General features: G+C 64.8%; 24 protein-coding genes and 2 pseudogenes. 14 read left to right on the plus strand and 12 right to left on the minus strand.

What is annotated here, in order from left to right:
- Window positions 1-171: 171 nt before the first annotated feature.
- Entirely contained in the window at window positions 172-1335 is a 1164-nt protein-coding gene (locus tag AWB83_RS31815; RefSeq protein ID WP_087049600.1) for a phytanoyl-CoA dioxygenase family protein, read from the plus strand.
- 76 nt (window positions 1336-1411) lie between these two features.
- Here the strand turns inward: AWB83_RS31815 and AWB83_RS31820 are convergent, their stop codons facing one another.
- Entirely contained in the window at window positions 1412-2506 is a 1095-nt protein-coding gene (locus tag AWB83_RS31820) for a lipopolysaccharide biosynthesis protein (protein WP_087049601.1), read from the minus strand.
- Window positions 2507-3136: 630 nt separating this feature from the next.
- Window positions 3137-4012: a LysR family transcriptional regulator gene (locus AWB83_RS31825; protein WP_087049602.1), complete on the minus strand. Its 876-nt coding sequence runs from the start codon at window positions 4010-4012 to the stop codon at window positions 3137-3139.
- A 141-nt stretch (window positions 4013-4153) separates the two neighbouring features.
- On the opposite strand from AWB83_RS31825, the gene AWB83_RS31830 reads away from it, so the two are divergent.
- The 3 genes from AWB83_RS31830 to AWB83_RS31840 all read left to right on the plus strand — a co-directional run bounded on the left by AWB83_RS31830 (window position 4154) and on the right by AWB83_RS31840 (window position 8485).
- Window positions 4154-5908, plus strand: a complete 1755-nt coding sequence (locus AWB83_RS31830; RefSeq protein ID WP_087049603.1) for an acyl-CoA dehydrogenase family protein — start codon at window positions 4154-4156, stop codon at window positions 5906-5908.
- Window positions 5905-7101: a CaiB/BaiF CoA transferase family protein gene (locus AWB83_RS31835; RefSeq protein ID WP_087049604.1), complete on the plus strand. Its 1197-nt coding sequence runs from the start codon at window positions 5905-5907 to the stop codon at window positions 7099-7101. Before AWB83_RS31830 ends, AWB83_RS31835 begins: the two co-directional genes overlap by 4 nt.
- Before the next feature lie 67 nt (window positions 7102-7168).
- Complete coding sequence (locus tag AWB83_RS31840) at window positions 7169-8485, plus strand: MFS transporter (RefSeq protein WP_087049605.1); 1317 nt, start codon at window positions 7169-7171, stop codon at window positions 8483-8485.
- A 49-nt stretch (window positions 8486-8534) separates the two neighbouring features.
- Here AWB83_RS31840 and AWB83_RS31845 read toward each other — a convergent pair whose 3' ends face one another.
- The 8 genes and pseudogenes from AWB83_RS31845 to AWB83_RS31880 all read right to left on the minus strand — a co-directional run bounded on the left by AWB83_RS31845 (window position 8535) and on the right by AWB83_RS31880 (window position 15196).
- The gene (locus tag AWB83_RS31845; protein ID WP_208636830.1) at window positions 8535-8750 is read right to left on the minus strand and encodes a hypothetical protein; all 216 of its coding nucleotides are present in this window, start codon (window positions 8748-8750) and stop codon (window positions 8535-8537) included.
- A gap of 137 nt (window positions 8751-8887) precedes the next feature.
- Window positions 8888-9259 (minus strand): annotated as a pseudogene (hpxZ, locus tag AWB83_RS31850) (oxalurate catabolism protein HpxZ); the annotation flags it as partial.
- Window positions 9256-10677, minus strand: coding sequence for an AtzE family amidohydrolase (locus AWB83_RS31855; protein WP_087049606.1), 1422 nt, complete (start codon window positions 10675-10677; stop codon window positions 9256-9258). The pseudogene hpxZ and the gene AWB83_RS31855, both read right to left, overlap by 4 nt.
- Window positions 10674-10868, minus strand: coding sequence for an AtzG-like protein (locus AWB83_RS31860; RefSeq protein ID WP_244197954.1), 195 nt, complete (start codon window positions 10866-10868; stop codon window positions 10674-10676). The genes AWB83_RS31855 and AWB83_RS31860 overlap by 4 nt, the downstream gene beginning before the upstream one ends.
- A gap of 133 nt (window positions 10869-11001) precedes the next feature.
- On the minus strand, window positions 11002-11898 hold the full coding sequence (locus tag AWB83_RS31865; protein ID WP_087049608.1) for an ABC transporter permease: 897 nt from the start codon (window positions 11896-11898) through the stop codon (window positions 11002-11004).
- Window position 11899: 1 nt separating this feature from the next.
- A complete protein-coding gene (locus tag AWB83_RS31870; RefSeq protein WP_087049609.1) occupies window positions 11900-12814 on the minus strand; it encodes an ABC transporter permease in 915 nt (304 codons plus the stop codon).
- A 16-nt stretch (window positions 12815-12830) separates the two neighbouring features.
- Window positions 12831-14120 carry an ABC transporter substrate-binding protein gene (locus AWB83_RS31875; RefSeq protein ID WP_087049610.1) on the minus strand — a complete coding sequence of 430 codons (1290 nt, stop codon included), beginning with the start codon at window positions 14118-14120 and terminating at the stop codon, window positions 12831-12833.
- A 38-nt stretch (window positions 14121-14158) separates the two neighbouring features.
- Window positions 14159-15196 (minus strand): ABC transporter ATP-binding protein, encoded by a 1038-nt coding sequence (locus AWB83_RS31880; RefSeq protein ID WP_087049611.1) that lies wholly within the window; start codon window positions 15194-15196, stop codon window positions 14159-14161.
- Window positions 15197-15469: 273 nt separating this feature from the next.
- Here AWB83_RS31880 and AWB83_RS31885 point away from each other — a divergent pair, with 273 nt between their 5' ends.
- The 5 genes from AWB83_RS31885 (at window position 15470) to AWB83_RS31905 (ending at window position 19289) form a co-directional block, all read left to right on the plus strand.
- Window positions 15470-16387 (plus strand): polysaccharide deacetylase family protein, encoded by a 918-nt coding sequence (locus tag AWB83_RS31885; RefSeq protein WP_087049612.1) that lies wholly within the window; start codon window positions 15470-15472, stop codon window positions 16385-16387.
- Complete coding sequence (locus tag AWB83_RS31890) at window positions 16384-17088, plus strand: GntR family transcriptional regulator (protein WP_087049613.1); 705 nt, start codon at window positions 16384-16386, stop codon at window positions 17086-17088. The genes AWB83_RS31885 and AWB83_RS31890 overlap by 4 nt, the downstream gene beginning before the upstream one ends.
- 1 nt (window position 17089) lies before the next feature.
- Window positions 17090-17677 (plus strand): flavin reductase family protein, encoded by a 588-nt coding sequence (locus AWB83_RS31895; protein WP_087049614.1) that lies wholly within the window; start codon window positions 17090-17092, stop codon window positions 17675-17677.
- Between the two features lie 318 nt (window positions 17678-17995).
- Window positions 17996-18259 carry a YlcI/YnfO family protein gene (locus AWB83_RS31900; protein WP_087049615.1) on the plus strand — a complete coding sequence of 88 codons (264 nt, stop codon included), beginning with the start codon at window positions 17996-17998 and terminating at the stop codon, window positions 18257-18259.
- Between the two features lie 25 nt (window positions 18260-18284).
- Entirely contained in the window at window positions 18285-19289 is a 1005-nt protein-coding gene (locus tag AWB83_RS31905) for an FkbO/Hyg5 family chorismatase (protein ID WP_244197955.1), read from the plus strand.
- Here AWB83_RS31905 and AWB83_RS31910 read toward each other — a convergent pair.
- Complete coding sequence (locus tag AWB83_RS31910) at window positions 19281-20150, minus strand: LysR family transcriptional regulator (protein ID WP_087049616.1); 870 nt, start codon at window positions 20148-20150, stop codon at window positions 19281-19283. The genes AWB83_RS31905 and AWB83_RS31910 overlap by 9 nt on opposite strands.
- 84 nt (window positions 20151-20234) lie before the next feature.
- On the opposite strand from AWB83_RS31910, the gene AWB83_RS31915 reads away from it, so the two are divergent.
- Window positions 20235-21158 (plus strand): DMT family transporter, encoded by a 924-nt coding sequence (locus AWB83_RS31915; RefSeq protein WP_087049617.1) that lies wholly within the window; start codon window positions 20235-20237, stop codon window positions 21156-21158.
- 13 nt (window positions 21159-21171) lie between these two features.
- Here AWB83_RS31915 and AWB83_RS31920 read toward each other — a convergent pair whose 3' ends face one another.
- Window positions 21172-22092: a LysR family transcriptional regulator gene (locus tag AWB83_RS31920; protein ID WP_087049628.1), complete on the minus strand. Its 921-nt coding sequence runs from the start codon at window positions 22090-22092 to the stop codon at window positions 21172-21174.
- Between the two features lie 143 nt (window positions 22093-22235).
- On the opposite strand from AWB83_RS31920, the gene AWB83_RS31925 reads away from it, so the two are divergent.
- The 4 genes and pseudogenes from AWB83_RS31925 to AWB83_RS35870 form a co-directional block, all read left to right on the plus strand.
- Window positions 22236-24362 carry a 3-hydroxyacyl-CoA dehydrogenase NAD-binding domain-containing protein gene (locus AWB83_RS31925; protein WP_087049618.1) on the plus strand — a complete coding sequence of 709 codons (2127 nt, stop codon included), beginning with the start codon at window positions 22236-22238 and terminating at the stop codon, window positions 24360-24362.
- A 38-nt stretch (window positions 24363-24400) separates the two neighbouring features.
- Window positions 24401-25609 (plus strand): acyl-CoA dehydrogenase family protein, encoded by a 1209-nt coding sequence (locus AWB83_RS31930; RefSeq protein ID WP_087049619.1) that lies wholly within the window; start codon window positions 24401-24403, stop codon window positions 25607-25609.
- 12 nt (window positions 25610-25621) lie between these two features.
- Window positions 25622-26761 carry an acyl-CoA dehydrogenase family protein gene (locus tag AWB83_RS31935; protein WP_087049620.1) on the plus strand — a complete coding sequence of 380 codons (1140 nt, stop codon included), beginning with the start codon at window positions 25622-25624 and terminating at the stop codon, window positions 26759-26761.
- A gap of 33 nt (window positions 26762-26794) precedes the next feature.
- Window positions 26795-26904: pseudogene (locus AWB83_RS35870) on the plus strand (electron transfer flavoprotein subunit beta/FixA family protein); the annotation flags it as partial.

Consider the following 26904-nt stretch of genomic DNA (forward strand, 5'->3'; position numbering starts at 1 on the left):
GCCGCCGGCGATGGCCTCCGGAATGTTCTCCGGCGTCACGCCGACGGCGGCCGCTCGTGCCGCAGCGCGTCCACGACGTCTTCCGCCCCATTGCTTGATGGTCTTTTGATGCATTTATGATGGTTCGCTTCTCGCCGAAGCCGCTATGCTTGTTCAAAAGTGGAGCGAGACATGAACGACACGAACTGGTATGGCGAAAGCGGCTGCTCGCTCGATGAGCTTGCGCTTCTCGTGGAGCGGGCAACCGCGCCCGAGCTGACGTTCGCAGCCGACGTCCGGCGAAACATTCCTCTCTACGACTGCGGCGCGCTCGGCGAAGCGCTGATCGATGCATCGCGGCGCATGGCGTTGCAGGCCGAATGGGCCACGGTGCTGCGCGACGGCGCGGGCGTGCTGGTGCTGAAGAATGCGTATGCGGACGTCGGACCCGTCGATGAAGCCACCGCGATTTTCGAGTCGATCATCCGGCAGGAGCGCGAGCAGGGCGCGAGCGGTGCCGACCACTTCGCGAAGGCCGGCGCGAACGATCGCATCTGGAACGCGCAGGAAAAGCTGTGTCTGCAAGCGCCTCGCGTCTTTGCACACTACTTCGCGAATCCGTATCTCACGTGTATGTCGGAAGCCTGGCTCGGTCCCTGCTTCCAGATGACGTCGCAGGTCAACGTCGTGCGTCCGGGCGGGGAGGCGCAGCAGGCGCATCGCGACTATCATCTGGGCTTCCAGACCGCCGACGAGGTGCGGCGCTATCCCGCGCATGTGCACGCGATGTCGCCGTTCCTGACACTTCAGGGAGCGGTCGCGCACAGCGACATGCCGGTCGAGAGCGGACCGACGAAGCTGCTTCCATTCTCGCAACGCTATGCGCAGGGCTATCTGGCGTGGCGGCGCGCGGACTTTCGCGAGTACTTCGAAGCGAACTACGTGCAGTTGCCGCTCGCGAAAGGCGACGCCCTGTTCTTCAGTCCCGCGCTATTTCATGCGGCGGGCGCCAATCGCACGCGCGACGTGCAGCGCATGGCGAATTTGCTGCAAGTGTCGTCCGCATACGGCCGTGCGATGGAAACAGTCGATCGCGCGCGCATGTGCGAGGCCGTCTATCCGGTCCTGAGCGATTACATATCGACCGGCCGCATGAGCGATACGGCGATCGAGGCTGTCATCGCGTCGTGCGCGGAAGGGTACGCCTTCCCGACGAATCTGGACCGCGATCCGCCGGTTGGCGGCCTCGCGCCGAAGAGCCAGCAGGCGCTGCTTCGACAGGCGCTCGACGAGCAGTGGCCGACGGAAACGCTGGCGCAGGCATTGAAGGAGCACGCCTGGCGTCGCAGCACGTAATGGTGCCGGAAGAGCCGGCAACGCGCAGCCAACGTATCGCAGGCGTGCGCGATCCCTTCGTGCCCGGCGGCTGCGCTTACATCGGGTTGCTTTGCACGAAGTCCTTGTAAGACCAGTACGCGGGTTTCTTCGTCGTGCCATCGGCTTCGATGAGCCCGTAGTCGCCTTCACCATCGTCATAGAGCTCGAAGGCCTGGATCGACTGGATGTTGTACTTCGACGCCACGCTCACGTATTGCGCCATCATCGTGTTGCCGGTTATGTACGACGCGATCTGATTGTACGAGCCATAGTCCGGACGCACGCCGAACTCGTTGATCCAGATCGGTTTGCCCATGTTGTGAAGCACCGAGAGCACGTCGTGACAGCCCGTGCCGCCGCATGCGTGCGTGATGTCGCCTTCGTTCGAATACCAGTGCCATGCGGTGATGTCCCAGCTCACCGTCGGATGACCCCAGGTGCCGTCGGGCTGCGAGCCGTCCGCGAGCATCTGGTAGAACGCATAGTGCAGCCACGTGCCGCCCAGGACGATCTTCGCCGAGCTGTCGACCGACTTCACGCCCGCGATCAGCCCGCGAAGCACGCCGCGCGCGAGGGTGTACGACCAGTTGTTGTACTGGTTCCAGAGCACGCCGTCGACGTTGCCATTGAGCGTCTTGGCTTCCAGTTCGTTGCCGACCTCGTAGTACTTGTAGCGGTAGGCGCTCGCCGTCTGCTGGCCGAGCGTGAAGCCCGCATTGTAGGCATCGTCCTCGCTGTTGTAGTTCAGGCTCAGCAGCATCACCGGATAGACCGTCACGCCGCCGTCGGCCATCGTCTTGGCGATGCCCGCAAGCTTGTTCGCCGATGCCTGGTTGTACACCTCGTTGCGGTAGATCGTCGCGCCGAGGTCCTGCAACTGCGAGAGCTGCAACTGCGGGCTCGAGATGTCGTACGCGCCGCCGCCGTTGTTATGGCCGTTCATGCCGTAGAAGATCGAGCCATTGTTGCTCGCGGCCTTCACGGTGGATTTCGGTGAGGCGGCTTTGCCCGTCGCGGCATCGGTGGCGCTGTCGCCGCCGCCGCATGCGGCGAGCATCGCGCTCACCGCGACCGTCGCGACGATGGCAGCGGTCTTGCTTGTGGACAGAGAATGGGAGAACAGCGAGGAAGCCTGGTATCGATTCTTCATAACAATAAGGATGACTAAAGAAGATGCACGTTCTTGGCGAAAACAGGGCACCGCCGGGAATCATTCAATGATGGACAAAACGATGCGAGCATTGGTCGCAAAGCGAGCGGCCAATGTCACGACGAGCAGTCGTTAGTTATCCAGATGACTATTCGAAGTCGAATTCGATATCGACCTCGGGGCACGCCATGCGCGCCGGGAAAGCCAGGGCGGTACAGATTCATTGAAGCAATCCCGAAACGCATGATCGGCATGTGTTCGGGTAGCGGGGCCGCCGAGCAAACGATTGCGAGCGCCCGAATATGATCAACGAGATGCTCGTTGTGTCATCGGTAACATGTGCAGCGATTGCGAGTCGGTGACGTCAAATTTTCTGACTGTCAGGCGAAGGTTTTTCGCCGCTGGCAACCGTTGCCGGGAATCATCACAGCGGGGGAAAGGTTACTTTGTTCCGACATGGAAGTAAACCGAACAGCAGAAAAAACATCTTGCCTTGTTCAATGTTTCAAATGCTCTCTTCTTCGATTTATCGTTGCTGCCGCATCCGTTTCTACGAACACATCGCTGCGCAGTAGGTGTGTCATCCACCTGAGCGGGAGCGAGTGATTCACTCCTCGCGCCGGGATGGCGCTACGCCTCCCGTAGAAACGTCACGAAGCTCTCGGCGACATCCGAATGGCTCTCCGCGCGCGTCAATCGCAAGATCTGCGAAGGAAACGGATTGCGGGTGAGCGGCCTGAACACTGCCTGCTGCGATTGGGCGCTTGCCAAAGCCCGAGGCACGAGCGCCACCCCCATGCCGAACTCGACCATCGTCACGACCGTTTGCCACAGACGCGCTTCGTGGCGAATCTTCGGGCTAAAACCCGCGTCCACACACGTCGCGATGATCTGATCGTGATAGTGCGGGGAAACGGCGCGCGGAAACAGAATGAAGGGATCGCGCGAGAGCTGGCTCAGGTCGATGCGCCGTCGCTTTGCCAGCCGATGCTCCACCGGCAGGCAACAGAGAAACGCCTCCGATGACCACACATGTGTCTCGACCTCGGCCGGAAAATGCCCCCAGTGCGCGAAGCCGAGATCGATATGCAATTGCTGCAGCGCGCGCGCCTGTTCAGCCGTGTTCATCTCCTTCAGCACGATCTCGACGGAAGGATGATCGGCCTCGAAACGCTGCACCGCTTCCGGCAGGCCGCGATACAACATCGAATTGACGAAGCCGATGCGCAGACGTCCCGCGAGCCCGTGCGCGGAGCGTGTAGTGACCCGCTCGACTTCGTCGGCCTGTTGCAGGAGGCGCCGTGCTTCACCGAGCAGGACATGCCCTGCGTTGGTCAGTGCAACCGCCTTGTTGCTGCGCTCGAGGAGTTTCACGCCCAGTTGCTCCTCGAAGCGCCGGATATCGAAGCTCAACGCGGGCTGAGAGATGAAGAGCCGGCGCGCGGCGCGCCCGAAATGCAGTTCCTCCGCGACCGCGACGAAGTATCGAAGCTGCTTCAGTTCCATCGGCTTTGCTCCCGCGTGACGATAAATGCATCTTATCGTACATGCCATTAATTGTATTGGACGGTTATCGAGCACGAACGTAGTCTGGTCTTCGAATCGCGCAATTCCGATTGCGCCGCACAAGAAACCAGGAGACAGTCAATGCTCGGAAACAGCCGGGAAGACGGCACATCCAACATTCCGGACAGCCGCGGCATCAATTTCTTCGAGAGCGATCCGTCGTTCAGCGCGCTGCTCAGAAGCTATCTGGGCGAGACGGCCTATCGCGGCATCGAGGCAAAGCTCGTCGATCTCGGTCGGCGCGCATCCGACGAACTCGATGCGTGGGCAACCCGCGCCGACCATCATCCGCCGGAATTGCGGCAGCGCACGCGGCGCGGCGAAGCGCTGCAGCACATCGACAAGCATCCGGATTACGTCGCGCTCGAACGCGTGGCGTACAGCGAGCTCGGGCTCGCCGCGATGAGTCATCGCGATGACGCGCCGCCGCCGCTCGTCAAGTACGCGCTCACGTATCTCTTCGTGCAGGCCGAATTCGGCCTGTGCTGTCCCGTGAGCATGACCGATTCGCTCACGCGCACCCTGCGCCGCTTCGGCTCGAAGGAATTGATCGACCGCTATCTGCCGATGCTCGCATCGCAGGATTTCTACACGCTCTATCAGGGCGCGATGTTTATGACGGAACAGGCGGCCGGCTCCGACGTGGGCCGCATCGCAACGCGCGCGATGCGCAGCGTCGATGCCAAGGGCAATGAAGTGTGGAAGCTCACGGGCGACAAATGGTTCTGCTCGAATGCCGACGCCGATCTCGCGATGGTCCTTGCGCGCCCCGACGACGCCCCCGAAGGCATCAAGGGTCTTGCGCTCTTTCTGCTGCCGAAGACGCTCGAGGACGGCACGCGCAACGCGTATCGCATCGTGCGCCTGAAGGACAAGCTCGGCAGCCGCTCGATGGCGAGCGGCGAGATCGTGCTGGAAGGCGCGCAGGCGTATCTGATCGGCGAAGTGGGGCGCGGCTTTCATCAGATGGCCGACATGATCAACATGTCGCGGCTCTCCAACGGCGTGCGCGCCGCGGGCCTCATGCGCCGCGCGCTGACCGAGGCGCTGCACGTCGCACGCAATCGCGAGGCGTTCGGCCGCAAGCTCATCGACATGCCGCTGATGCAGCGCCAACTGCTCAAGCTGATGCTGCCCGCCGAACAGGCCCGCTCGATGTTCATGCAGATCGCGACCCTGCTCGCGCGCGCCGATCGCGGCGATGCGCTCGCGGCCAAGTGCGTGCGCATTCTCACGCCGCTCGTCAAGTTCCGCGCGTGCCGCGATGCGCGCCGCGCGACGGGCGACGCAATGGAAGTGCGCGGCGGCGTCGGCTATATCGAGGAGTGGGCCGATCCGCGTCTCGTGCGCGATGCGCATCTCGGCTCGATCTGGGAGGGCACGAGCAATATCGTCGCGCTGGACGTGGCGCGCGCGGCGCGGCGCGAAGGCGCGCTCGATGCGCTCGCGCAATACGTAGGTGCGCTGCTCGACGATGCCGCATTGCCATCGGCGAGCATCGCGTCGTTACGCGACGTGTTCTCGCGCGCCTCCATCGCCCTCGACAGCGTCGCCGAATGCGGCCGCGACGAATCCGTGCGCGAGGCGGCGAGCGCGCTGTACCACGCGACCACGGCCGTGTTCATGGCGGCGGAGGCGGCGCGCGTCGCGCCGGATCATCGCAGGCTCGGGCTCGCGCATCTGATCGTGCGCCACAAGCTGATGCCGCGCGATCCGCTCGCGCCGCAAGACGCGCGCGCCGATGCGCCGCTCGTCCGCAGGCTCGTCGACGAGACGCCCATCGCGCTCGATGAAGCCATGACGCTCTTGCCGCAACGCGAAGGAGCCGCAGGATGAGCACTTCCCGTGTGAACGGCGCGCTGCATGGCCTGCGCGTGATCGATCTGAGCCGCGTGCTCGGCGGCCCATACTGCACGCAGGCACTCGCCGATCACGGCGCCGAGGTCATCAAGCTCGAACCGCCGAATGGCGACGAAACGCGCGGCTGGGGGCCACCCTTCGTCGGCGAGACCGCATCGTACTTCGTCGGCGTGAATCGCAACAAGCAGGGCATCTGCGTCGATCTCTCGCGCGAAGAAGGGCGCGACGTGCTGTGGCAATTGCTCGAAGGCGCGGATGTGCTCGTGGAGAACTTCAAGCCGGGCACGCTCGCGCGCTGGGGCATGGATTACGAACGCGATCTCTCGAAGCGCTTTCCGCGCCTGATTCATTGCGCCGTTTCAGGCTTCGGTCCGGACGGCCCACTCGGCGGGTTGCCCGGCTATGATGCCGCGATCCAGGCGATGGCAGGCCTGATGAGTGTCAACGGCGAACGCGACGGCCCCGCGCTGCGCGTGGGCCTGCCCATCGTCGACATGGTGACGGGCCTCAACGCGCTGGCCGGCATCCTGCTCGCGCTCGCGGAACGCGAGAAGAGCGGGCGCGGACAGTCGCTCGATATCGCGCTGTACGACTGCGGCGTGTCGCTGCTGCATCCGCATCTGCCGAACTACTTCGGCAACGGTCGCACGCCGCAGCGCAGCGGCAACGCGCATCCGAACATCGCGCCGTACGACAGCTATCGCACGGCGACCGCGCCGGTCTTTCTCGCCGTCGGCAACGATCGGCAGTTCGCGAAGCTCTGCGCGCATCTCGACGCGCCCGAACTCGCCGACGATCCGCGTTTCGTCGACAACAAGAGCCGCTGCGCGCATCGCCCGGAATTGAAGGAGGCGCTCGAAGCGTTGCTTCGGGAGCACGCGTGCGAGCCGCTCGCGGCGGAGCTGATTCGCGCCGGCGTGCCGTGCGGCCCCGTGCAGACCATCGATGCCGTCGCGAAGCATCCGCATACGCTGCATCGCGAGTTGCTCGTCGAACTCGGCGCGTATCGCGGCACCGGTACGCCGATCAAGTTGTCGCGCACGCCCGCGACCTATCGCACGCCCCCGCCCGCGCTCGGAGTTGACACGCGCGCCGTGCTGAATGCGCTCGGCATCGACGCGCACACGCAGCAGCGGCTGCTCGAAGCGGGCGTGCTGAAGGGCTCATAAACGCGGCATCCATCAATCGACATCGTGAACCGGCGCCCACAGACCGGTCATCATCAGGAGACGCATCATGCAGACCAACGCTCACGGCGCAAGCGCCCGCCAGCCCGGACGCGCGGCGTTCGCCGCATTCATCGGCACGACCATCGAGTGGTACGACTTCTACATCTACGCGACCGCCTCAGCGCTCGTATTCGGCAAGCTGTTCTTTCCGTCGGGCGAGCCGTTCTACAGCACGCTCGCGTCGTTCGGGACCTTCGCAGTCGGCTTTTTCGCGCGACCATTCGGCGGGCTCGTGTTCGGGCATCTCGGCGATCGCATCGGCAGAAAGAAGGCGCTCGTCGCGACGCTCGCGATCATGGGCGTGGGCACGGTCGGCATCGGCTTCTTGCCGACCTACGCGACGGCCGGCGCGCTCGCGCCCACGCTTCTCGTGCTGCTGCGTGTGGCGCAAGGCATCGCGATCGGCGGCGAGTGGGGCGGCGCGGTGCTGATGGCGGGCGAGCATGCGCCGCAAGGCAAGCGCACGTTTCTCGCATCGTTCGCGCAGCTCGGCAGCCCCGCCGGGCTGATTTTCGCGCTGCTCGCGTTTCGCACGGTCGGGCATCTGCCACGCGAGGCCCTGCTCGACTGGGGCTGGCGCGTGCCGTTCATGGCTAGTGCGCTGTTGCTGCTCGTCGGCGTGTTCATTCGCGCGCGCGTCGCGGAATCGCCGGAATTCACCGCATTCAGCAAGCGGCAGAAGCCGGTGCGCTTGCCCATCGTCGATGTGTTGCGCAACGCCTGGCTCACGGTGCTGCTGTGTCTCGGCGCGAACGTGATTGGCGTGGCGGGCGCGTGGTTCGTCAACACCTTCATGCTCAACTTCACGACGGAAACGCTCGGGCTCGATCGCGCGCTGGTTCTCGACTGCCTGTTCGTCGTGGCGTTCATCCAGCTTTTCACGCAGCTCGCGTCGGGATGGATCGCGCAGCGCGTCGGCGCGGCACGCTTCCTCGCGTGGGCCGCGTCGCTCGCGATGCTCTCTCCTTATCCGATGTTCGTGCTCGTTTCGACGGGACGTCCCGTGGCGATCGTCATCGGCATCGCGATCGCGGTGATGTGCATGTCGAGCTCCTATGCCGTGATGGCCGGACTCATGACCGACGCGTTCGACGTCGGCGTGCGTTATTCGGCGATCTCGCTCTCCTATCAAAGCTGCGCGGCGCTCGCGGGCGGCTTGACGCCGCTCATCGGCACCGTGCTGGCGCATGCGTGGCCGGGGCAGTGGTGGCCGCTCGCGTTGTTCTACAGCTCGCTCGCGGCGGTGTCGCTCGTGTGTCTTCTCGGCTTGCAGCGGCGCGGGTTGCACGCGCGCGCCGCCGCGCCGATCGCCGTGGCCGAATGACGCGCCCCCCGTCGCTCTTACGGCAGCGACGGCGCCAGCGCATGGCCGCTCAGGGCGCCGCTACCGCCTGCGTCTTCGGGCTATACGACGTGTAGAAGCTCGATCCGGTGCAGGCAGGCGCCGCGTCGTTGTAGAGCGGGGCGCCCTGGGTCCAGTTCGCGCCGTCGTGCCAGTCGCCGTTGCCGGTGTACTTCGCTACCGCCGGATACGGATAGACGGGACGCGATGCCGTCACCCTGCTCGCCGAATCGGTCTGGTAGCTCATGACCGCATTTTGGCGCCGCGCTCCGTTCGACCCCGCCGGTGGTCTGCGAGACCAGGTCGATATTGGGGAAGCCTTCGCCGCCGCCGCAGTGGCCCGCGCCCGGCACCACATACATCAGTGGGTGCATCGCGACAGTGAATCCAGCTCACATGCGCACTGACCACGCGCCAGCCTTCAGGCATCTTCACCCACGTCTGGCTCTGCCTGCCGATACGCGGCTCGCCTTCGCGCCGGAACTCGATATGCGTGACGGCGAACGCATCGCCGTAAGTCGTCACGACGCGCGCCGTCACCGTTCGCGCGAGCCCCTTGCCGGGCCGTGCGGCGCGAAACGCGCGGATCGCCTCGCAGCCGTAGAGGTTCTCCGTCGCGCCGTAGCGCACTGTGTGCGGCGAATCGAAGAACAGTGCATCGAGCATGGCGACGTCGTTGGTGACGAGCGCTTTCTCGTACGCATCGAAGGCCGCGTCGACTTCGGCGAGCACGTCCGGCCGATCGATCTCGTTCATGCGTCCGCACCCGAGGCAAGCAGCGCTTCGTCGAACGGCGGCGGCGGACAAAACGCGACGTGAGCCGCTTCGAGTCTGCGCGCCGCTTCGAAGGCGAGATCCTCGCGCCAGGGCGGCGCGATCAATTGAACGGCGATCGGCAAGCCGCTCTTCGTGCGCATCGGCGCGGCGACGACCGGCAAGCCCAGGCACGAGACCGGCTGCGTCAGCAAGCCCAGGTTCGCCCGTACCGCGAGCCGCTCGCCGTTGATCTCCATGAACTCGTCGCCGATGTGCGGCGCGACCATCGGCGTGGCAGGCGCAATGAGCACGTCGTAGCGTTCGAACAACTCGAGCACGCGCCGCCTCAACGCCGCGCGCACGCGTTGCGCCTGCACGATCCACGCCGCGGGCAGCAGCGCGCCCGCGATCAGACGGTCGCGCGACAAGGGCTCGCGCTCGTCGTAACGCGCGCGCAGGTTCGCCATGTGCAGCTGGCCGGCTTCCGCCGCGGTGATGAGAAACGCCGCGCCGCGCGCCGCATCGGCATCGGGATACTCGACGGTCTGTGACGCGTCCAGCGCGTCTGCCGCCGCATGCGATGCTTCGCGCGCTTCATCGTTCGAGTGTTCGTCGAAGTAACCGCCCAGCCGTGCGACACGCAATGCGCCGTGCCTGGTGTTCGCGGATTCGAACGCGCGCTGCGCGCACGCCGGATCGAGCGGGTCGGCGAACTGCAATGCGTCATGGATGGCGGCGAGATCCTCGACATTGCGCGCGAACGCACCCATATGATCCAGGCTCGCGACGAACGGATACGTGCCGTGCCGCGACAGGCGTCCATACGTCGGCTTCACGCCGAACACGCCGCACAGCGACGCGGGCACGCGCACCGAGCCGTTCGTGTCGGTGCCGAGCGTGACGGGTACGAAGCCCGCTGCAACGGCCGCCGCGCTGCCGCCCGACGATCCGCCCGACGAGCGCGCGAGATCATGCGGATTACGGCACGGTCCCGCGTGGTGATTCTCTGTCGTGAAGCCGTACGCGAACTCGTCCATGTTGAGCGCGCCGACGAGGATCGCGCCATGATCGGCGAGGCGCGCGACGAGCGTCGCGTCGCGGGCGGCGGGCGGCGCGTTCGCGAGCACGCGCGAACCGGCGATCGTCGCGATGCCCTCGATATCGAAGAGATTCTTCGCGGCGAACGGAACGCCCGCGAGCGGCGGCAACGCATCGCCCCGCGCGCGGCGTGCATCTAGCGCGTCCGCTTCGGCGAGCGCGCGTTCACGCGTGACCTCGGTGAACGCATTGACTTGCGCGTCGTATGCATCGATGCGCGCGAGCGTCGCTTCGATCAGCGTGCGTGCGCTGAATGCGCCATCGGCATACGCACGCGCGATGGTGAGCGCGCCATACGAAGAGTAGTCATGCGCTGTCATGGGCGATACACCGGCGCGGGTTCGTCGCCGGCATCGACGGAATACGCGAGCACGGGTGCAGCGAGCTGCGCGATGCGCGCGAACTGCGCTTTCACCCGGGCGGCGGCGCCGTCGGAGAGCGCGGGAAAGTGCAGCGCGAGCGCGGCATCGGCATAGGCGTCGAGCACGGCATCGGAGGAGGAGGAGGACATGGCATTCATGCTCACGAAAGAGTGGGAAGGAGTTGGCGCATGCGCGATCAACGCGCGATCGCGCGGCGCAGGCGCATGCTCCGGTGCGGGCGTTTCTGCGGGTGAGCGGGTGCTCGAACTCACATAAGCCCTTTTAGCGAGCGATCTTTCTTCGTTTCGCGATCGACCCGACGATCAGCAATCCGCCGATCATCACCGCGAGCGACATCAGCGTCGTCAACGTGCCGAGCGCGTAGATCACGGGCGTCGTCACCGATGTCGTCAGGCCCTGCAATTCGAGCGGCAGCGTGTTCTGATCACCGATCGCCTGCGAAGTGCGCGCGATTTCATCCCACGAGAGCGTGAAGCCGAACATGCCCACGCCGATCACGGAAGGCCCGATGATCGGCAGCACCACATGCCTGAAGGACTGCCACGGCGATGCGCCGAGATCGCGCGCCGCCTCCTCGTAGGCGGAATTGAAGCGGTTGAAGACCGCGAACATCACGAGCAGGCCGAACGGCAGCGTCCACGTGAGATGCGCGCCGAGCGCCGAGGTGAAGAGGCCCATCGACGTGGTCCAGCCATCCGCGAACGACTGGAAGCCCCATTCGTTCGCCAGATACTTGATGAGCGTGTCGAGCAGGCGGAACGTCAGGCCGATGCCGAGCGACACGATGATCGACGGCATGATCAGGCTTGCCACCGACACGTAGAACACCGCCGTATCGCCGCGAAAGCGCCGTCTGAACGCGAGCCCGGCGCTCACGGAAAACAGCACGGTCAGCACGGTCGCCGCGAGCGCGAGCTTCACGGAGCGTCCGAATGCCGCCCAGATGTCGATGTCGCCGACGCCGTCGCGCAAGGCGGCGAACCAGTGCAGCGAGACGCCGCGCATCGGGAACGTGAGACCGCCTTCCGGACCCTGAAAGGACAGAATGAAGATCGTGATGACCGGCCCATACAGGAACAGCACGAAGAGGCCGAAGACGAGCGCGAGCCAGTAGAAGCTCGCCGGCCGGTGCTCCCGGTGTGCGATGGAACCCGCCATGTCACAACTCCTTTCTGATATCGACGACGCGCGTCAGCGCCCACACGATCATGAGCACGACGGCGAGCAGGATGATCGCGTTGGCCGCCGCGGCGGGGAACTGCAGGTAGCCCGTCTGCACCTGAATGATCTTGCCTACCGATGCGATCTGCTGTCCGCCCATTACACCCACGGTAAGGAAGTCGCCCATCACGATGGTGATGACGAAGATCGAGCCGATCACGATGCCCGTTTTCGAAAGCGGCAGCACCACGTCGCGGATGACCTGCCAGCCGCTCGCGCCGCCGTCGCGGGCCGCTTCGAGCAGCGACCGGTCGATGCGCATCATCGCGTTGAAGATCGGCACGATCATGAAGAAGGTGTAGAGATGCACGAACGCGAGCACCACCGAGAAGTTCGAGTACAGCAGCCATTCGAGCGGCCGGTCGACGAGATGCGCGGACATCAGCGCCTGATTCACGAGCCCGTTGCGGCCGAGCAGCGGAATCCACGAGATCATGCGGATCACGTTCGAGGTCCAGAACGGAATGGTGCAGACGAGGAACAGCACGGTCTGCATGGCAGTCGTACGCACGTGAAAGGCGAGGAAGTATGCGATCGTGAAGCCGAGCACGAGCGTCACGGCCCAGACGATGGCGCAGAACCTGAGCGTCGACCAGTACGTCTTGAAGGTCACGCAGACGTCCGTGAAGGAACCGCAGCCGTCGAATATCGCCGCGTAGTTCTTCAGCGTGAACGCCGGGATGATCTGATACTCGTTGAAGTCCCAGAAGCTCACGATCAGCGTGATCACGAGCGGCACGATGAAGAACAGCACGAAGGTCAGCGTGAGCGGCGTGGCCTGCAGCCATGCGCTCACGCGCCGGTGGCGCACCGGCGTTTGCTTCGCTTGCTCGAGATATTCGACGGAAGCCATCGTCAGGCGCGCTCCTTTATGCAGCGATGAACTCGTTCCACTTCTGGACCATGTAGATGTTCTCGTCCATCACCGCGTTCCAGCAGGCGATGGCGCCCATGCGCTGGGTGTACGAGCCGCCGTCGCGCACCGTGCCCGCCTTCTCCAGCAGCTGACCGTCGGGCGCCTTGATGTCCTGCGCGGCGGGCTTGCCTTCCATCCAGTAGTCCCACTCGTAGGCCTGCATGTGCGACTTCGCGGTTTCGGTCACGCCGGGATAGTAGCCCTGGCGCATCAGATAGGCGCCTGCCCAGCCGTCCTGGAACCAGTTGACGAATTCGTACGCGGCATCGAGCTTCTTGCCCTGCAGCGAACGCGGAAAGCCGAAGCCCGACGCCCACGAGCGATAGCCTTCCTTGAGCGGCTGGAACTTGCAGGCGATGCCCATCGTGCGAACCTTGGTGACGGCGGGCGACCACATCGACTGGATCACGACTTCGCCCGAGGCCATCAGGTTCACGCTCTCGTTGAAGTCGCGCCAGAACGCGCGAAACTGTCCGGCGCGCTTCGCTTCGATCAGCACTTTGATGGTCTGGTCGATCTCGGCCTTGGTCATGTTGCCCTTGTCGCCGTACTTCACCTGGCCCATCGCTTCGATCGCCATCGCGGCATCCATGATGCCGATGGCCGGAATGTTGAGCAGCGCCGCCTTGCCCTTGAATTGCGGATTGAGCAAGTCCGCCCAGGTGTTCACCGGACGCGAGATGAGATCCGGACGGATGCCGAGCGTGTCGGCGTTGTAAGTCGTGGGGATGAGCGTCATCCATTCCGTGGGCGTCGTGCTGAACTCGCTCGAGCGCGCGCCCTTCAGGAACATCACTTTCTTCGGCGCGGTGCCCTGATCGCCGATCTTCTTGCCGTTCACCTCGCCCTTGGTCAGCACGGGCGTGATCTTGTCGGCGAGCTTGATGCGCTTTGCATCCATGCCCGCGAGCGTGCCGGCCGGAATCAGCTTCTTCAGCGAGAAGTATTCGGTGTCGACGATATCGAACGAATTGGGCTGCGTGATGATGCGCTTGGTGACGTCATCGGTCGTGACGGGAATGTATTGAATCTCGATGCCCGTGTCTTCCTTGAACTTCTTTGCGATCTCCGCGCTCTGGTTCACCGCGGTGCCCAGATAGCGCAGCGTGATCTTCTCTTGCGCATGCACATAGGGAAATCCGGCGATGCCCGCCGCCGCCACCGCGCCCTTGATGAAGGTGCGGCGTGAAACGCCTTTGTTCGTGATGTCTTCTTCGCGTGCTCCGGCTTGGTCGTCGTTCATTGGACTCTCCTCGAATTTGAAGTTGTGAATGCCTGAGTTCATGCCGCGAGCGGATGCGCGTTCCGCTCGTCCCACCACACGGTCACGCGTGCGTTCGGGCCGAGCCGTTGCGGGTCGTACTCGGCGTCGCTGATCATGGAGACGAGTTCCGGCGAACCGTCGAGCGGATCGAGCATCATGCGCAGATGCGTGCCCTGGTATTCGGCCTCTCGCACCGTGCACGCAAGTCCGCCGTCGCCCGCGCTCGTGCCGGGCGCGGTTCCCTGCGGCGCGATGCGCAGCTGATCCGCGCGCACCGTGAAGAGCCGCCCGTTCGAGCCGAGCACGTTGTGGCCGCCGAGAAAGCGCGCGACGAATTCCGTGCGCGGCCGGTTGAATACTTCGAAGGGCGTGCCGCTCTGCTCGATATGACCGTGACTCATCACGACGACGAGATCGGCGAGCGACATCGCTTCTTCCTGCGAGTGCGTGACGTGCACGAAAGTGATCCCGAGCTCCTTTTGCCAGCGCTTGAGCTCGGCGCGCATCTGCACGCGCAGGAACGGGTCGAGCGCGGAGAGCGGCTCGTCGAGCAGCAGGCAGCGCGGCTGGTTGAGCAGGGCGCGCGCAAGCGCGACGCGCTGCTGCTGTCCACCCGAAAGCTGTGCGGGCTTGCGCTCCGCGTAGGCCGACATCGCGACGAGCTCCAGCAGTTCGCCCGCGCGCTTCCTGCGCGCTTCCTTCGCGACGCCGCGCACCTTGAGGCTGAACGCGACGTTGTCGAGCGCGGACAGATGCGGAAACAGCGCGTAGCTCTGAAAGACCATGGCCGTGCCGCGCGCGACGGGCTGCTCGCGCGTGACATTGCGGCCGCCGATCAGCACGTCGCCTTCGGAAACCCACTCGTGGCCCGCGATCATGCGCAGCGTCGAAGTCTTGCCGCAGCCGGACGGCCCGAGCAGGCAGCAATACGCGCCGCCGGGAATGCGCAGGTCGATCGAATCGACGGCGAGCGCGTCGCCATAGCGCTTCGAAACGTGCACGAGCTCGATATCGGCTGGGCTCGCGTGAACCACCGTGGATGCCGGCTGAACCATGAAGGCTTGTCCTGTGAGAAGACGCTGATGGAATACAGCGGGCAAGCCATTGCAAGACATATGCCATTCGTATCTGGCCGCGTGGTCCTTGCATACGGTGACGAGCGCGGCAACGCGCGCTGACGGTACGCGTCGACGAATTGGCGCGCATATTGCACACGATCGCGGACCCCGATCGTCAGCACTTGCGCATGTCTCACGTGTGCGATCGAGGTGCGGATAACGTCCGCGTTGGGGCATGACCTAACCAAACCGGTTCATCCACACTCGACAATGAACGACTTCAATCCGTTGAAGACGCATGGACGCTTCGACTATTGCCCGATTCATGAGGGCGATGCGTACCGCTGGCCGAACGGCGCGGGCCTCGCGGTCTATCTCGGCTTCAACCTCGAGCACTTCGCCTTCGGCGAGGGACTGGGCGCCGCGCTCGGCCCGCTTTCGCCGCAGCCCGATGTGCTCAACTACAGCTGGCGCGAGTACGGCAACCGTGTGGGCGCGTGGCGCTGCATCGAACTGTTCGATGCGCTCGACATGCCCGCGGGCACGATCGTCAACACGTCGCTCTACGATCACTGCCCCGCGCTCGTCGAAGCATGCGCCGCGCGCGGCGACGAGCTGATCGCGCACGGCCACACGAATGCGCAGCGGCAAAGCGATCTCGACGAAGCCGGCGAACGCGCGTTGCTCGCGCACTGCCGGGCGCGCATGGTCGAGTGTTCCGGCATGACGCCTTCGGGATGGCTTTCGCCATGGATCTCCGAATCGCATCGCACGCCGGACCTGCTCGCCGAGACCGGCTATCGCTACACGCTCAACTGGTGTCACGACGACCGGCCCGTGCGCATGAACACGCGTGGCGGCCCGCTCTGGTCGATCCCGTATCCGCAGGAGCTCAACGATCTGCCGATGATCATGGCGCGGCACATGGATATGCGCGATTTCGCGGACATGATCATCGATCAGTTCGACGAGATGCTCGAGCAGACGCAACGCGCACGCATGCCGCAGGCGCTCGTGATGGGCATCGCGCTGCATCCGTATATCGTCGGGCAGCCGTATCGCCTGCGGCATTTGCGGCGCGCGCTGACGCATATCGCATCCGCGCGCAGGGACATCTGGCTCACGACGCCCGGCGCGATCGCGCGCCATGCGGAAGAAGCCGTGCCCTTGCGGGCGCAAGCCGCATGAAGCACGAGAAGGAAAGCGCGGACGCGCGCATCTATCGATCGATCTTCGAAGGCGTGCTGAACCGCAGGCTCATGCCCGGCACGAAGCTGCCCGAGCCGGAGTTATGCGCGCTGTTCGGCGTGGGCCGCGCGGTGGTGAGGCGCGCGCTGGAAAAGCTCGCATATGACGGCATCGTCGTGCTGCGCCCGAACAAGGGCGCGGTGATCGCGCAGCCGACCCGCGAGGAGACGCGCGTGATCTTCGAGGCGCGACGCTCGGTGGAGCGCGCGCTCGTCGAACTGGCGGCGGCGCGCGCGAGCGCCGCCGACATCGCCGCGCTGCGCGAGCAGCTCGATGCGGAGCACGAGGCGATGCATCGCTTCGATCAGCCGTCGTGGGCGCGGCTCGCGAGCGAGTTTCATCTGCGCGTCGCGGCGCTTGCGGGCAACCCCATCCTCGAGCACTATCTCACCGAGCTGATTTCACGCTGCTCGCTGCTCGTCGGCGCCTACGAGCCGGTGGGCAACGCGCCGTGCGAGCACGACGAGCACACCGCCATCCTCGATTGTCTCGAGGCGCGCGATGCCGAAGGCGCGATCGCGCATATGACGGCGCATCTGCGCAGCCTGGAGGCGCGCATCGAGACATCGCGCATGCCGGGCGCGAAGGGGCTCGCGCATCTGCTCGGCATCGATCCCGCGCAACGAACCGCAGTGGAGTGACATGGAAATCGACTTCGAAGCGATCACCGAGTATCAGCGCTACAAGCTGATGGCGAGCCTCATCGTGCCGCGGCCCATCGCGCTCGTGACGACGCTCGGCGCGAACGGCACCGTGAACGCCGCGCCGTTCTCGATGTTCAACATGCTCGGCGAGGAGCCGCCGATCGTCATGATCAGCATCAACCGGCTGGCGGACGGCACGCTCAAGGACACGGCGGTGAACGTCCCGCGCGAAAGGGAGTTCGTCGTGCATCTCGCCGACGAGGCCATCGCGCAGCAGATGCATCGCTGCGGCGAACGCTTCGCCGCCGATGTCTCCGAGCTCGATCAAGTGGGGTTCACGGCGCTTCCCTCGACGCGCGTGAAGCCGCCGCGCATCGCGCAGGCGCCCGTCGCCTTCGAATGCGCGCTGTGGGAGACGCTCGAAACGGAGAGCCGTCATATCTTCATCGGCAAGGTGCTGATGCTGCACGCGCGCGACGAGCTCATCGATCTCGATACGTGGCGCGTGCGCCTGCAGCACTACTTTCCGGTGGGACGCTTCGGCGCGAGCGATTATGTGACGACGCGCGACCGCTTTCAGATGTGATTCCCGGATGATGCTTCGTCGCCGCCGGGGGGTGGCCCGCACCATCGCATCGGCGGCGGCGGGCGCGTTTTCGGGGCTTGCGACCGCGGAACGGTAAACTTCGGCGGCGAACGCGTGAAGTGCCTCGGGGGGGCGCACGTGGCGTGCGGCGTCGGAATTCCGGCTTTCATCCACCCTGCATGCCTCGGTGACCAGAGAATTGGCCGGATTCAGGGGAGCGCCCGACGTTTCCCCTTGCTGCGCCGCGAATCACTATGGTAGAAGCACCGCATCGACGCGCCCGCGTTCGGCGCGAATTCAACGTTACAGGAGCACGCAGTGAGAAGGACCGCCGAAAACAAGCTGAAGGTGGTCGCAGTACGGGTCGATCCACAGTTCGAACAAAGGCTGCGACTATTGGCGGAAGTGACGGGACGCAAGCAGTCGTTCTTCCTTCAGCAGATGATCGAGAACGGCATCGGTGCGATGGAGGAAACCTGGCTGCCGCCGGAGATTCTCGAACAGGTTCGCAGCGGCACGCTGCCAACGCCCAGGGAGCGCGCCGCGACGGCCGATTTGTTCGGCGGCGAGCTCTCCGAATAACGCAGATCTCGCACGGGAGAGGTGAGTGGCAGTGCGTTCATTGCAGCATGAGAGGATCGAGTCGCGCTTCGTCGGCGTCGGGCAGGACGAAGGAAGCGGCATTCTCGGCCGGATCGTCTTTGGCGTGACGAGCGCCGCGCCGCGTATCGAGAACGGCGCGCCGACGCTGCATCTGAAGATGACCGACGAAGCGCGCGACAGCTTCGCCGAAGTCTGGAGCGTGTCCGGTGAAACGCGCTCGGGAACCGTGAACGATCTCGTCTTCGCTCACAACGATGCCTATCTCTTCTGCGCGGGTTTCATCCCGGCTTCCGATCACTACACCGAAGCCGCGCGCAAAACCTATGCGGATGCCTTCGCGCTGGTCAGGGAACTGAGCTTCCCGAAGATCTTCCGCATGTGGAACTTCATCCCGCACATCAACGGCGAGAATCCGCACGGACTCGAGGTCTATCGGGACTTCTGCCGCGGGCGCGCCGTGGCATTCGAAGAGGATTACGCGAGCACGGCAGGCATGCCAGCGGCGACCGGCATCGGCACATGGGGCGAGGGCGTCGGCTTCTATTTTCTGGCGCGCCGCGAAGGCGTGGTGCGGCACATCGAAAACGCGCGCCAGACGCCGGCGTATCGCTATCCGCAGCGTTACGGTCCCAAGCCGCCCAGCTTCGCCAGGGCCACGCACATGCGCAATACGCTGTACGTGTCCGGCACGGCCAGCATCATCGGACACGAGACAGTGCACGAAGGCGATCTCGGGAAGCAGTGGGAGGTCGCGACCGGCAACATCGCTCATCTGGTGAGCGCGGAGAACCTCGCGGCGCAGGGCGTGACGGACGGCTACACGCTCCACGATCTCGATCGGATCAAGGTCTATTACCGGCGGGAGGCGGACTTGCCATCGGTAATGAAGCTATCGCGGGCCGCGTTTCATCCGGATGCAGACATCCGCTTCCTGAAGGTCGATATCTGCCGCGCCGACTTGCTGGTCGAGATCGAGGGCATCGCGACGCATCGACACGGATCAGACTGAGGCCGACTGGCGCAGCGTCTTGACCAGCAGGCTCTGCAGGCTATCCACCGCTTTCGAGCCGCGCGAGTCGCGACTTCGGTACACGGCGACTTCCATCGGTTCGAGCGGCCCCAATCCTTCTTCGCTGCCCAGGATCCGCAGGTGTTCGGGTGCGCTGCACTGAGTCAGCGCAGCCACCGCCAGCCCGCTCTCGACGGCCGCGATCTGCCCCGCCAGGCTCGAGCTGTTGTAGACCACCTTGTATCGACGCCCCTGCTGCGCCAGCGAATTGATCGCGCCGCGCCGGGCGAGGCTCGTGCTTTCGTAGACCGCGATCGGCATCGGGTCGCGTCGCCACGACTCGAACTGCGGGGAGCCCACCCAGACCATCGGCTCATGAAACAGCAGCGTGCCGCGCCGCGAGTGATCGCGCGAGACGAGCGCGAGATCGAGATCGCCGCTCGCCACGCGCGGAATGAGTGAGGTCGACTGCTCGCAGATCAGTTCGATTTCGACGCCGCTGTGTCTGGGCGCGAAGCGTTTGAGCACCGGTGTCAGGTATTTCGCCGCGTAGTCGTCAGGCACGCCGAGCCGCACGCGTCCCGTGAGTTGCTCGCCTCGCAGCGCGACCTGCGCTTCGGCATGCAGGTCGAGGATGCGGCGCGCATAGCCGAGGAGCGTCTGCCCGTCGAGGGTCAATTCGAGCGTACGCGAGCCCCGCTCGATGAGCCGCAAGCCGAGCGCGCTTTCCAGCTTCTTGAGTTGCATGCTCACCGCCGACTGCGAGCGATGAACTTCCCCGGCCGCGCTCGATAGCGAGCCCGCATCGACCACGGCGACGAAGCACTTGAGCCAGTCCGTTTGCAGATCGCGCTGATTCATCGTTTCCGCCGCTTTCGATTTTCGAATGGATGATCACTGAATTATGCGCTTTTCGTCCTGGCGGTTGCGGGACAAACTGCCCGCATGAATACGGACCAGCACATTCACGACGGCGCATCCGGTTGCGCGCAGGGCATACGCGGCCATACATCCGGTGCATTGTCATTCGTTCTCGGCTGCGCGCTGCTCGGCACCATCGGCGTGTTCGTGTACGAGGCTCACGCCGATCCGCTGACGGCGACGTGGTTTCGCTGCACATTCGGTTTGCTCGGCCTGACGCTGTGGGTGATGCTTCGTCGACAGACGCGCCATCTGCGCCTGACCCGGGCCACCGCGCCGTGGGTGCTGTGCGCCGGCGCGTTGATGGTGCTGAGCTGGGGCTTGTTCTTCAGCGCAATCGAGCGGACGTCGGCCGGCGTGGCGATCGTGCTCTTTCACGTTCAGCCGATGTGGGTGCTCCTGCTCGGAGCGCTATGGCTGAAAGAGCCCATCGGCAGGCGGCGCATCGCCTCGGTGTCGGCCGCCATGCTCGGATTGGTGCTCGCGACCGGAATGGCCGAGCGCACGGCAAGCGGCACGCTTGTGCCGGGTTATTGGCGCGGCGTCGTCCTGTGTCTCGTGGGCGCGTTCTGCATGGCGTGCGTCACGATCATCGCGAAGCGCCTGCGTGATGTCCCCGCCGGCATTCTCGCCTGGTGGCAATGCGCAATCGGCACGCTGACGCTGTGGATCTGGCCGGTGCAACGGGGCTGGCCTGCCTGGGGCATGTCATGGTTGTGGCTGGCGGGGCTCGGCGCGATACACACGGGCATTGCCTACACGCTGATATACGGCGGTATGGCGCGCCTGAATACCGGCCGCATCGCGGTGTTCCAGTTCGTCTATCCGGCGGTGGCGATCGTCGTCGACTGGCTGTTCTTCGATCAGCGCCTGAGCGGCATGCAGTCGTCGGGGATCATGCTGATGTCGGTCGCGATCGGGTTTGCCGAACGCGCGCCTCGCCGGTAAGGGCAATGCCCGATCAGCCCGTGCCCGCCGGAAGCTGCCTGCGTCCCGCCTTGTGCGCCCGGTCGAGCATGAAGTCGATGAACGCCAGCGTCGCACGGGTGTGATGCCGATTCGGCATGTAGACCATGTACATGTGCGTGCCGAAGATGCTGAGCCGCCATTGATCGAGCGCCGTCACGACATCGCCGCGGCGCATGTCTTCCATCACGACGTAATCCGGCACGATCCCCACGCCGAGTCCCGCGAGAATCGCGTCGCGCAGGAACGTGAAGTTCTCCGAGATCAGGCTCGGCTCGAGCAGCACTTCGTGACGCTCGTCGTCGAGATAAGCGGCCACGCGCGTCTGCTTCCCCACGACGGTCGCCGTGATGACCGGCACGACCCGAAGCTCGTCGAGCTGCGTCGGCATGCCGTGCTCTTCGGCATATGCGGACGATGCGCACGCGACATAGCGCACCGGTCCCATGTCGCGCGCGACGAGACTCGGAGGCGGCTCCGGCATCACGCGCACGGCGATGTCGACTTCGTCGCGCAGCAGGTCTTCGACGCGATTCTCGAACATCACATCCAGCACGATGTCCGGATACTCCCGCTTGAACGCGATGAGCCATTCCGACATCACGAGCTGCCCATAACCGCTCGGCACCGAGAGCCGCACGCGCCCCTGCAGCCGCTGGCCGAGGGTGGACACCGATTCCTGCGCCGCGAGCAGCGCGTTCTGGATCGAGCGGCCGTGTTCGTACAGCTTCAACCCGATTTCCGTCGGCTCGACGCGGCGCGTGGTGCGCCGCACGAGCTGCAAGCCGACCGACTTCTCCAGCTGATTCAGGTGATAGCTCACGTTCGCGCGGCTCATCTTGAGCCGCCGCGCCGCCTCGCTCAGATTGCCCGCATCGAGGATTTCGACCAGCAGGGTGAGTTCGTTGACGTCCACGGCCAAGTTGGCGCAATAGCGCGATTGTCAAAAGTGATTTGACAGTCTGTCAATTGCCGCTGTAATTGTCAAGGAAGCTTGTCCCCCTGAGAATGCACTCACGCCATTGCGAACATTCACATTCAAGACTGGAGACTGCATTCATGACGCCGTTGAGCGCGCCCGACTCCGCCACCGTCGAACATCAGTTGCGCGGAAGCGTCCTCGTCGTGACGATCGATCACGCGCCTGTCAACGCGCTCAACGCCGCGGTGCGGCGCGGTCTCATCGACGCAGTCACGGCCGCCGACGCCAACGCGTCGGTGCGCGCGGTGCTGATCGTGGGCGCGGGGCGCAACTTCATCGCGGGCGCGGATATCCGCGAATTCGGCAAGCCCGCCGTGCCGCCCTCGTTGCCCGAGGTGTGCAACCGCATCGAGGCTTGCAGCAAGCCCGTCATTGCGGCGATTCACGGCGCGGCGCTCGGCGGCGGGCTCGAAGTCGCGCTGGCTTCGCACTACCGCATCGCGTTCGAAGGCGCGAAGCTCGGTCTGCCGGAAGTGCAGCTGGGGCTTTTGCCCGGAGCGGGCGGTACGCAGCGCGCTTCGCGTCTCATCGGCGCGGAAGCCGCGTTGTCGCTGATGCTGAGCGGACGTCATGTGGGTGCGCAGGAAGCGCTGCGCCTCGGTCTCGTCGATCGCGTGGGACAAAGCGATGACGTGCTCACCGAAGGCCTTGCGTATGCGCACGAACTGATCGCCACGCAGGCCGCGCCGCGCCGCACGCGGAATGCGCGCGGTCCCGCCGACCGGCAAGCGAGCGCGGACGCGATCGCAGCCGCGCGCGCCGAGACGCAGAAGAAGTCGCGCGGACTGCTCTCGCCGATGAAGATCGTCGACTGCGTGGAAGCCGCGCTGAACCTGCCGTTCGACGAGGGCCTGCAATTCGAGCGCAAGCAGTTTCTCGAATGCCGCGAGAGTCCGCAGCGCGCGGGGCTCGTGCATGCGTTCTTCGCCGAGCGCGAGGCGCAGAAGTCGCCGGAAACGCGCGACGCCCGGGCGCGCCCCGTTCGCTGCGTCGGCGTCGTCGGCGGCGGGACGATGGGCGCGGGCATCGCCGTCGCGCTGCTCGACGCCGGCCTGTCCGTCACGATGATCGAACGCGACGACGAGACGCTCGAGCGGGGCCGCGCGCATGTCGAGAAAGTGTACGACGGGCTGATCGCGAAAGGCCGTCTGCAGCAGGAGGCGAAAGCGCGTGCGTTCGAGCGCTTCAACGGCGCTACGTCATACGATGCGCTCGCCGATGCCGACATCGTGATCGAAGCCGTGTTCGAGGACATGGCCGTCAAGAAAGCCGTGTTCGCGGAACTCGATCGCGTGTGCAGGCAGGGCGCCGTGCTCGCGACCAACACGTCCTATCTCGACATCGACGAAATCGCGGCGAGCATCTCGCGTCCGCAGGACGTGCTGGGCCTGCACTTCTTCTCGCCCGCGAACATCATGAAGCTGCTCGAAATCGTGGTGCCCGCGCGCGTGAGCGACGATGTCGTCGCGACCGGGTTCGAACTCGCGAAGAAGCTGCGCAAGGTGGCGGTGCGCGCCGGTGTGTGCGACGGCTTCATCGGCAATCGCATGCTGGCCGTTTATCGGGCTGCCGCGGACCATCTGATGGAAGACGGCGCATCGCCTTATCAGATCGACCGCGCGGTGCGCGAATTCGGCTTTCCGATGGGACCGTATCAGGTCATCGATCTCGCGGGCGGTGATATCGGCTGGGCCGCCAGAAAGCGCCGGGCCGCGACGCGCGACCCCAACGCCCGCTATGTGCGCATCGGGGATCAGCTGTGCGAGCGAGGCTGGTTCGGCCAGAAGACCGGGCGCGGCTTTTACCGTTACGACGACGGCGCGCGCATCGGCAAGCCCGATCCCGAGGTCGAGTCGATCATCGACGCCGAGCGCGAGCGTGCGGGCATCTCGCCGCGCGCGTTCGACGACGGGCAGATCGTGCGCCGCTACCTGGCCGCGATGATCAACGAAGGCGCGAACATCGTGCATGAAGGCATCGCCTTGCGTCCGCTCGACGTGGACGCGGTGCTGATGCATGGCTTCGGTTTTCCGCGCTATCGCGGTGGTCCGATGCACTACGCGGACAGCGTCGGCCTCGACACCGTGCTCGCCGATATCCGCGAGTTCGCGAAGGAAGATCCGCTCTTCTGGCGCGCTTCTCCGTTGCTCGTGGATCTCGTCGCGCGCGGCAAGCCCTTCGCGAGCCTGAACCAGCCGGCTTGAGTTCGGCCCTTCTTCAATCTTCAGATGGAACAGCAGTCATGGATCTGAAATTCACCGCAGAGGAAGAAGCGTTTCGCGCCGAAGTGCTCGACTTCCTGCGCACGTCGTTGCCGGAGCGCATCGCGCAAAAGGTGCGCACGGTTAAGCACCTGACGCGCGACGACATGGTGCAATGGCACGGCATTCTCAACGCGAGGGGATGGCTCGCGAATCACTGGCCGAAGGCGTACGGCGGCCCCGGCTGGAATGCGGTGCAGAAATTCATCTTCGAGAACGAATGCGCGATTGCGGGCGCGCCGCGCATCGTGCCGTTCGGCGTGAACATGCTCGGGCCGGTGCTGATCAAGTACGGCAGCGAGGCGCAGAAGCGTTACTGGCTGCCGCGCATTCTCGATGGTTCCGACTGGTGGTGTCAGGGCTACTCGGAGCCGGGCGCGGGTTCCGATCTCGCATCCGTGCGGACCACGGCCGTGCGAACGACCGAGAACGGCAAGGAGTATTACGTCGTCAACGGGCAGAAGACGTGGACCACGCTCGGCCATTACGCCAACATGATCTTCTGCCTCGTGCGCACGGCGCAGGATGTGCGCAAGCAAGAGGGCATCAGCTTCCTTCTGGTCGACATGAAGACGCCCGGCGTCGAAGTGCGCCCGATCATCACGCTCGACGGCGAGCACGAGGTCAACGAAGTGTTCTTCACCGACGTGCGCGTGCCGGTTGACAACCTCGTCGGCGAGGAGAACAAGGGCTGGACTTATGCCAAGTATCTGCTGACCTACGAGCGGACGAACATCGCGGGCGTGGGCTTCTCGGTCGCGGCGCTGCGGCGGCTGAAAGCGGCGGCGGCCAAGGTGCGGCGCAACGGCCGCGCGCTCATCGACGATCCCCTGTTCGCCGCGCGGCTCGCGCGTGTCGAGATCGATCTCGAGAACATGAAGACGACTAACCTGCGCGTGCTCGCGGCTGTGGCCGGCGGCGGCGCGCCGGGTGCCGAGAGTTCGATGCTGAAGATTCGCGGCACGGAGATTCGCCAGGAAATCTCGTCGCTGATGCGTCGCGCGATGGGATCGTACGCGCAGCCGTTCATCGAGGAAGCGCTGGAAGACGGCTGCGAAGGCGAGCTGGTGGGGCCAGGCGAAGCGTCGAGCGCCGCCGCACAGTACTTCAACAACCGCAAGCTGTCGATCTTTGGCGGCTCCAACGAGATTCAGAAGAACATCATCTCGAAGATGATTCTCGGGCTCTGAAGGATTCGCACCATGAATTTCCAGCACACAGAAGACCGCCGGATGCTTGCGGATTCGCTCAACCGGTTCATGGCGGAGCAGTATGGCTTCGACGTACGCGACAGGATCGCGCGCTCGGAGGAAGGCTACAGCCGCGACATGTGGCGGCGCTTTTGCGAGCTCGGCATCGTCGGAGCGTTCTTCGATGAATCCGCAGGCGGCTTCGGAGGCGATGGATTCGATATCGCCGTCGTGTTCGAGGCGCTCGGCCGCGGGCTCGTCGTGGAGCCGTTTCTCGATGCGCTGATCGTCGGACGCGCGCTCGCTTACGCAGGCAATGACAGGCAGCGCGAGATCGTCGCGAAGATGATCGACGGCGCGGCGATCGCGGCCTTCGCGCATGATGAACCCGGCTCGCACTACGAGCTTGCGCGCGTCACCGCGCGTGCAGCGCGGCGCGGCGACGGCTGGGTGCTGAATGGCGCGAAAGGCGTCGTGCGGCAGGGCGAGCATGCGGATGTCCTGCTCGTTTCCGCGCGCACGTCGAGCGGCGAGCACGATCAGGCGGGTATCTCGCTCTTCGTGGTGCCGCGCGAGGCAAAAGGCGTGCACGTGCGCGGCTATCGCATGATCGATGGCGGACGAGCGGCGGAGGTGTTGCTCGAGGACGTCACGCTCGATGCCGATACGCTCGTCGGCGATGAAGGCGCGGGGTTCGGGACGCTCGAGCAGGCGGTCGGTTACGGGCTCGTCGCGCTCGCGTCGGAGGCCGTCGGCGCAATGGACGTCGCCAAAGAACACACGCTCGAATATCTGCGCACGCGAAAGCAGTTCGGCGTGCCCATCGGAACATTTCAGGCGCTGCAGCATCGCATGGCCGATGTGCTGCTCGAAATCGAGCAGGCGCGCTCGGCGGCGATCAATGCGGCCGCGGCGGTCGGTGGAGCGGGCGTCGAACGCGAGCGCGCGTTGTCGGCGGCGAAGTATTCGATCGGGCGCATAGGGGCGCGTGTCGCGGAAGAGTCGATTCAGCTGCACGGCGGGATCGGCATGACATGGGAACTGGCGCTCTCGCATTACGCGAAGCGCCTCGTGATGATCGACCATCAACTGGGCGACGAAGATCATCATCTCGCCAGATACATCGAACTGGGGCGCGCTCCAGCTGCCTGAGCGCGTGTCACGCAAGTCAACCGGGAACCGGATATGAAGATTCTTGTGCCTGTAAAACGTGTGGTGGACTACAACGTGAAGGTCCGGGTGAAGTCGGACAACACGGGAGTCGATATCGCCAACGTGAAGATGTCGATGAACCC

The organism is Caballeronia ptereochthonis, assembly GCF_001545075.1.
GTDB classification, from domain to species: Bacteria; Pseudomonadota; Gammaproteobacteria; order Burkholderiales; family Burkholderiaceae; genus Caballeronia; species Caballeronia ptereochthonis.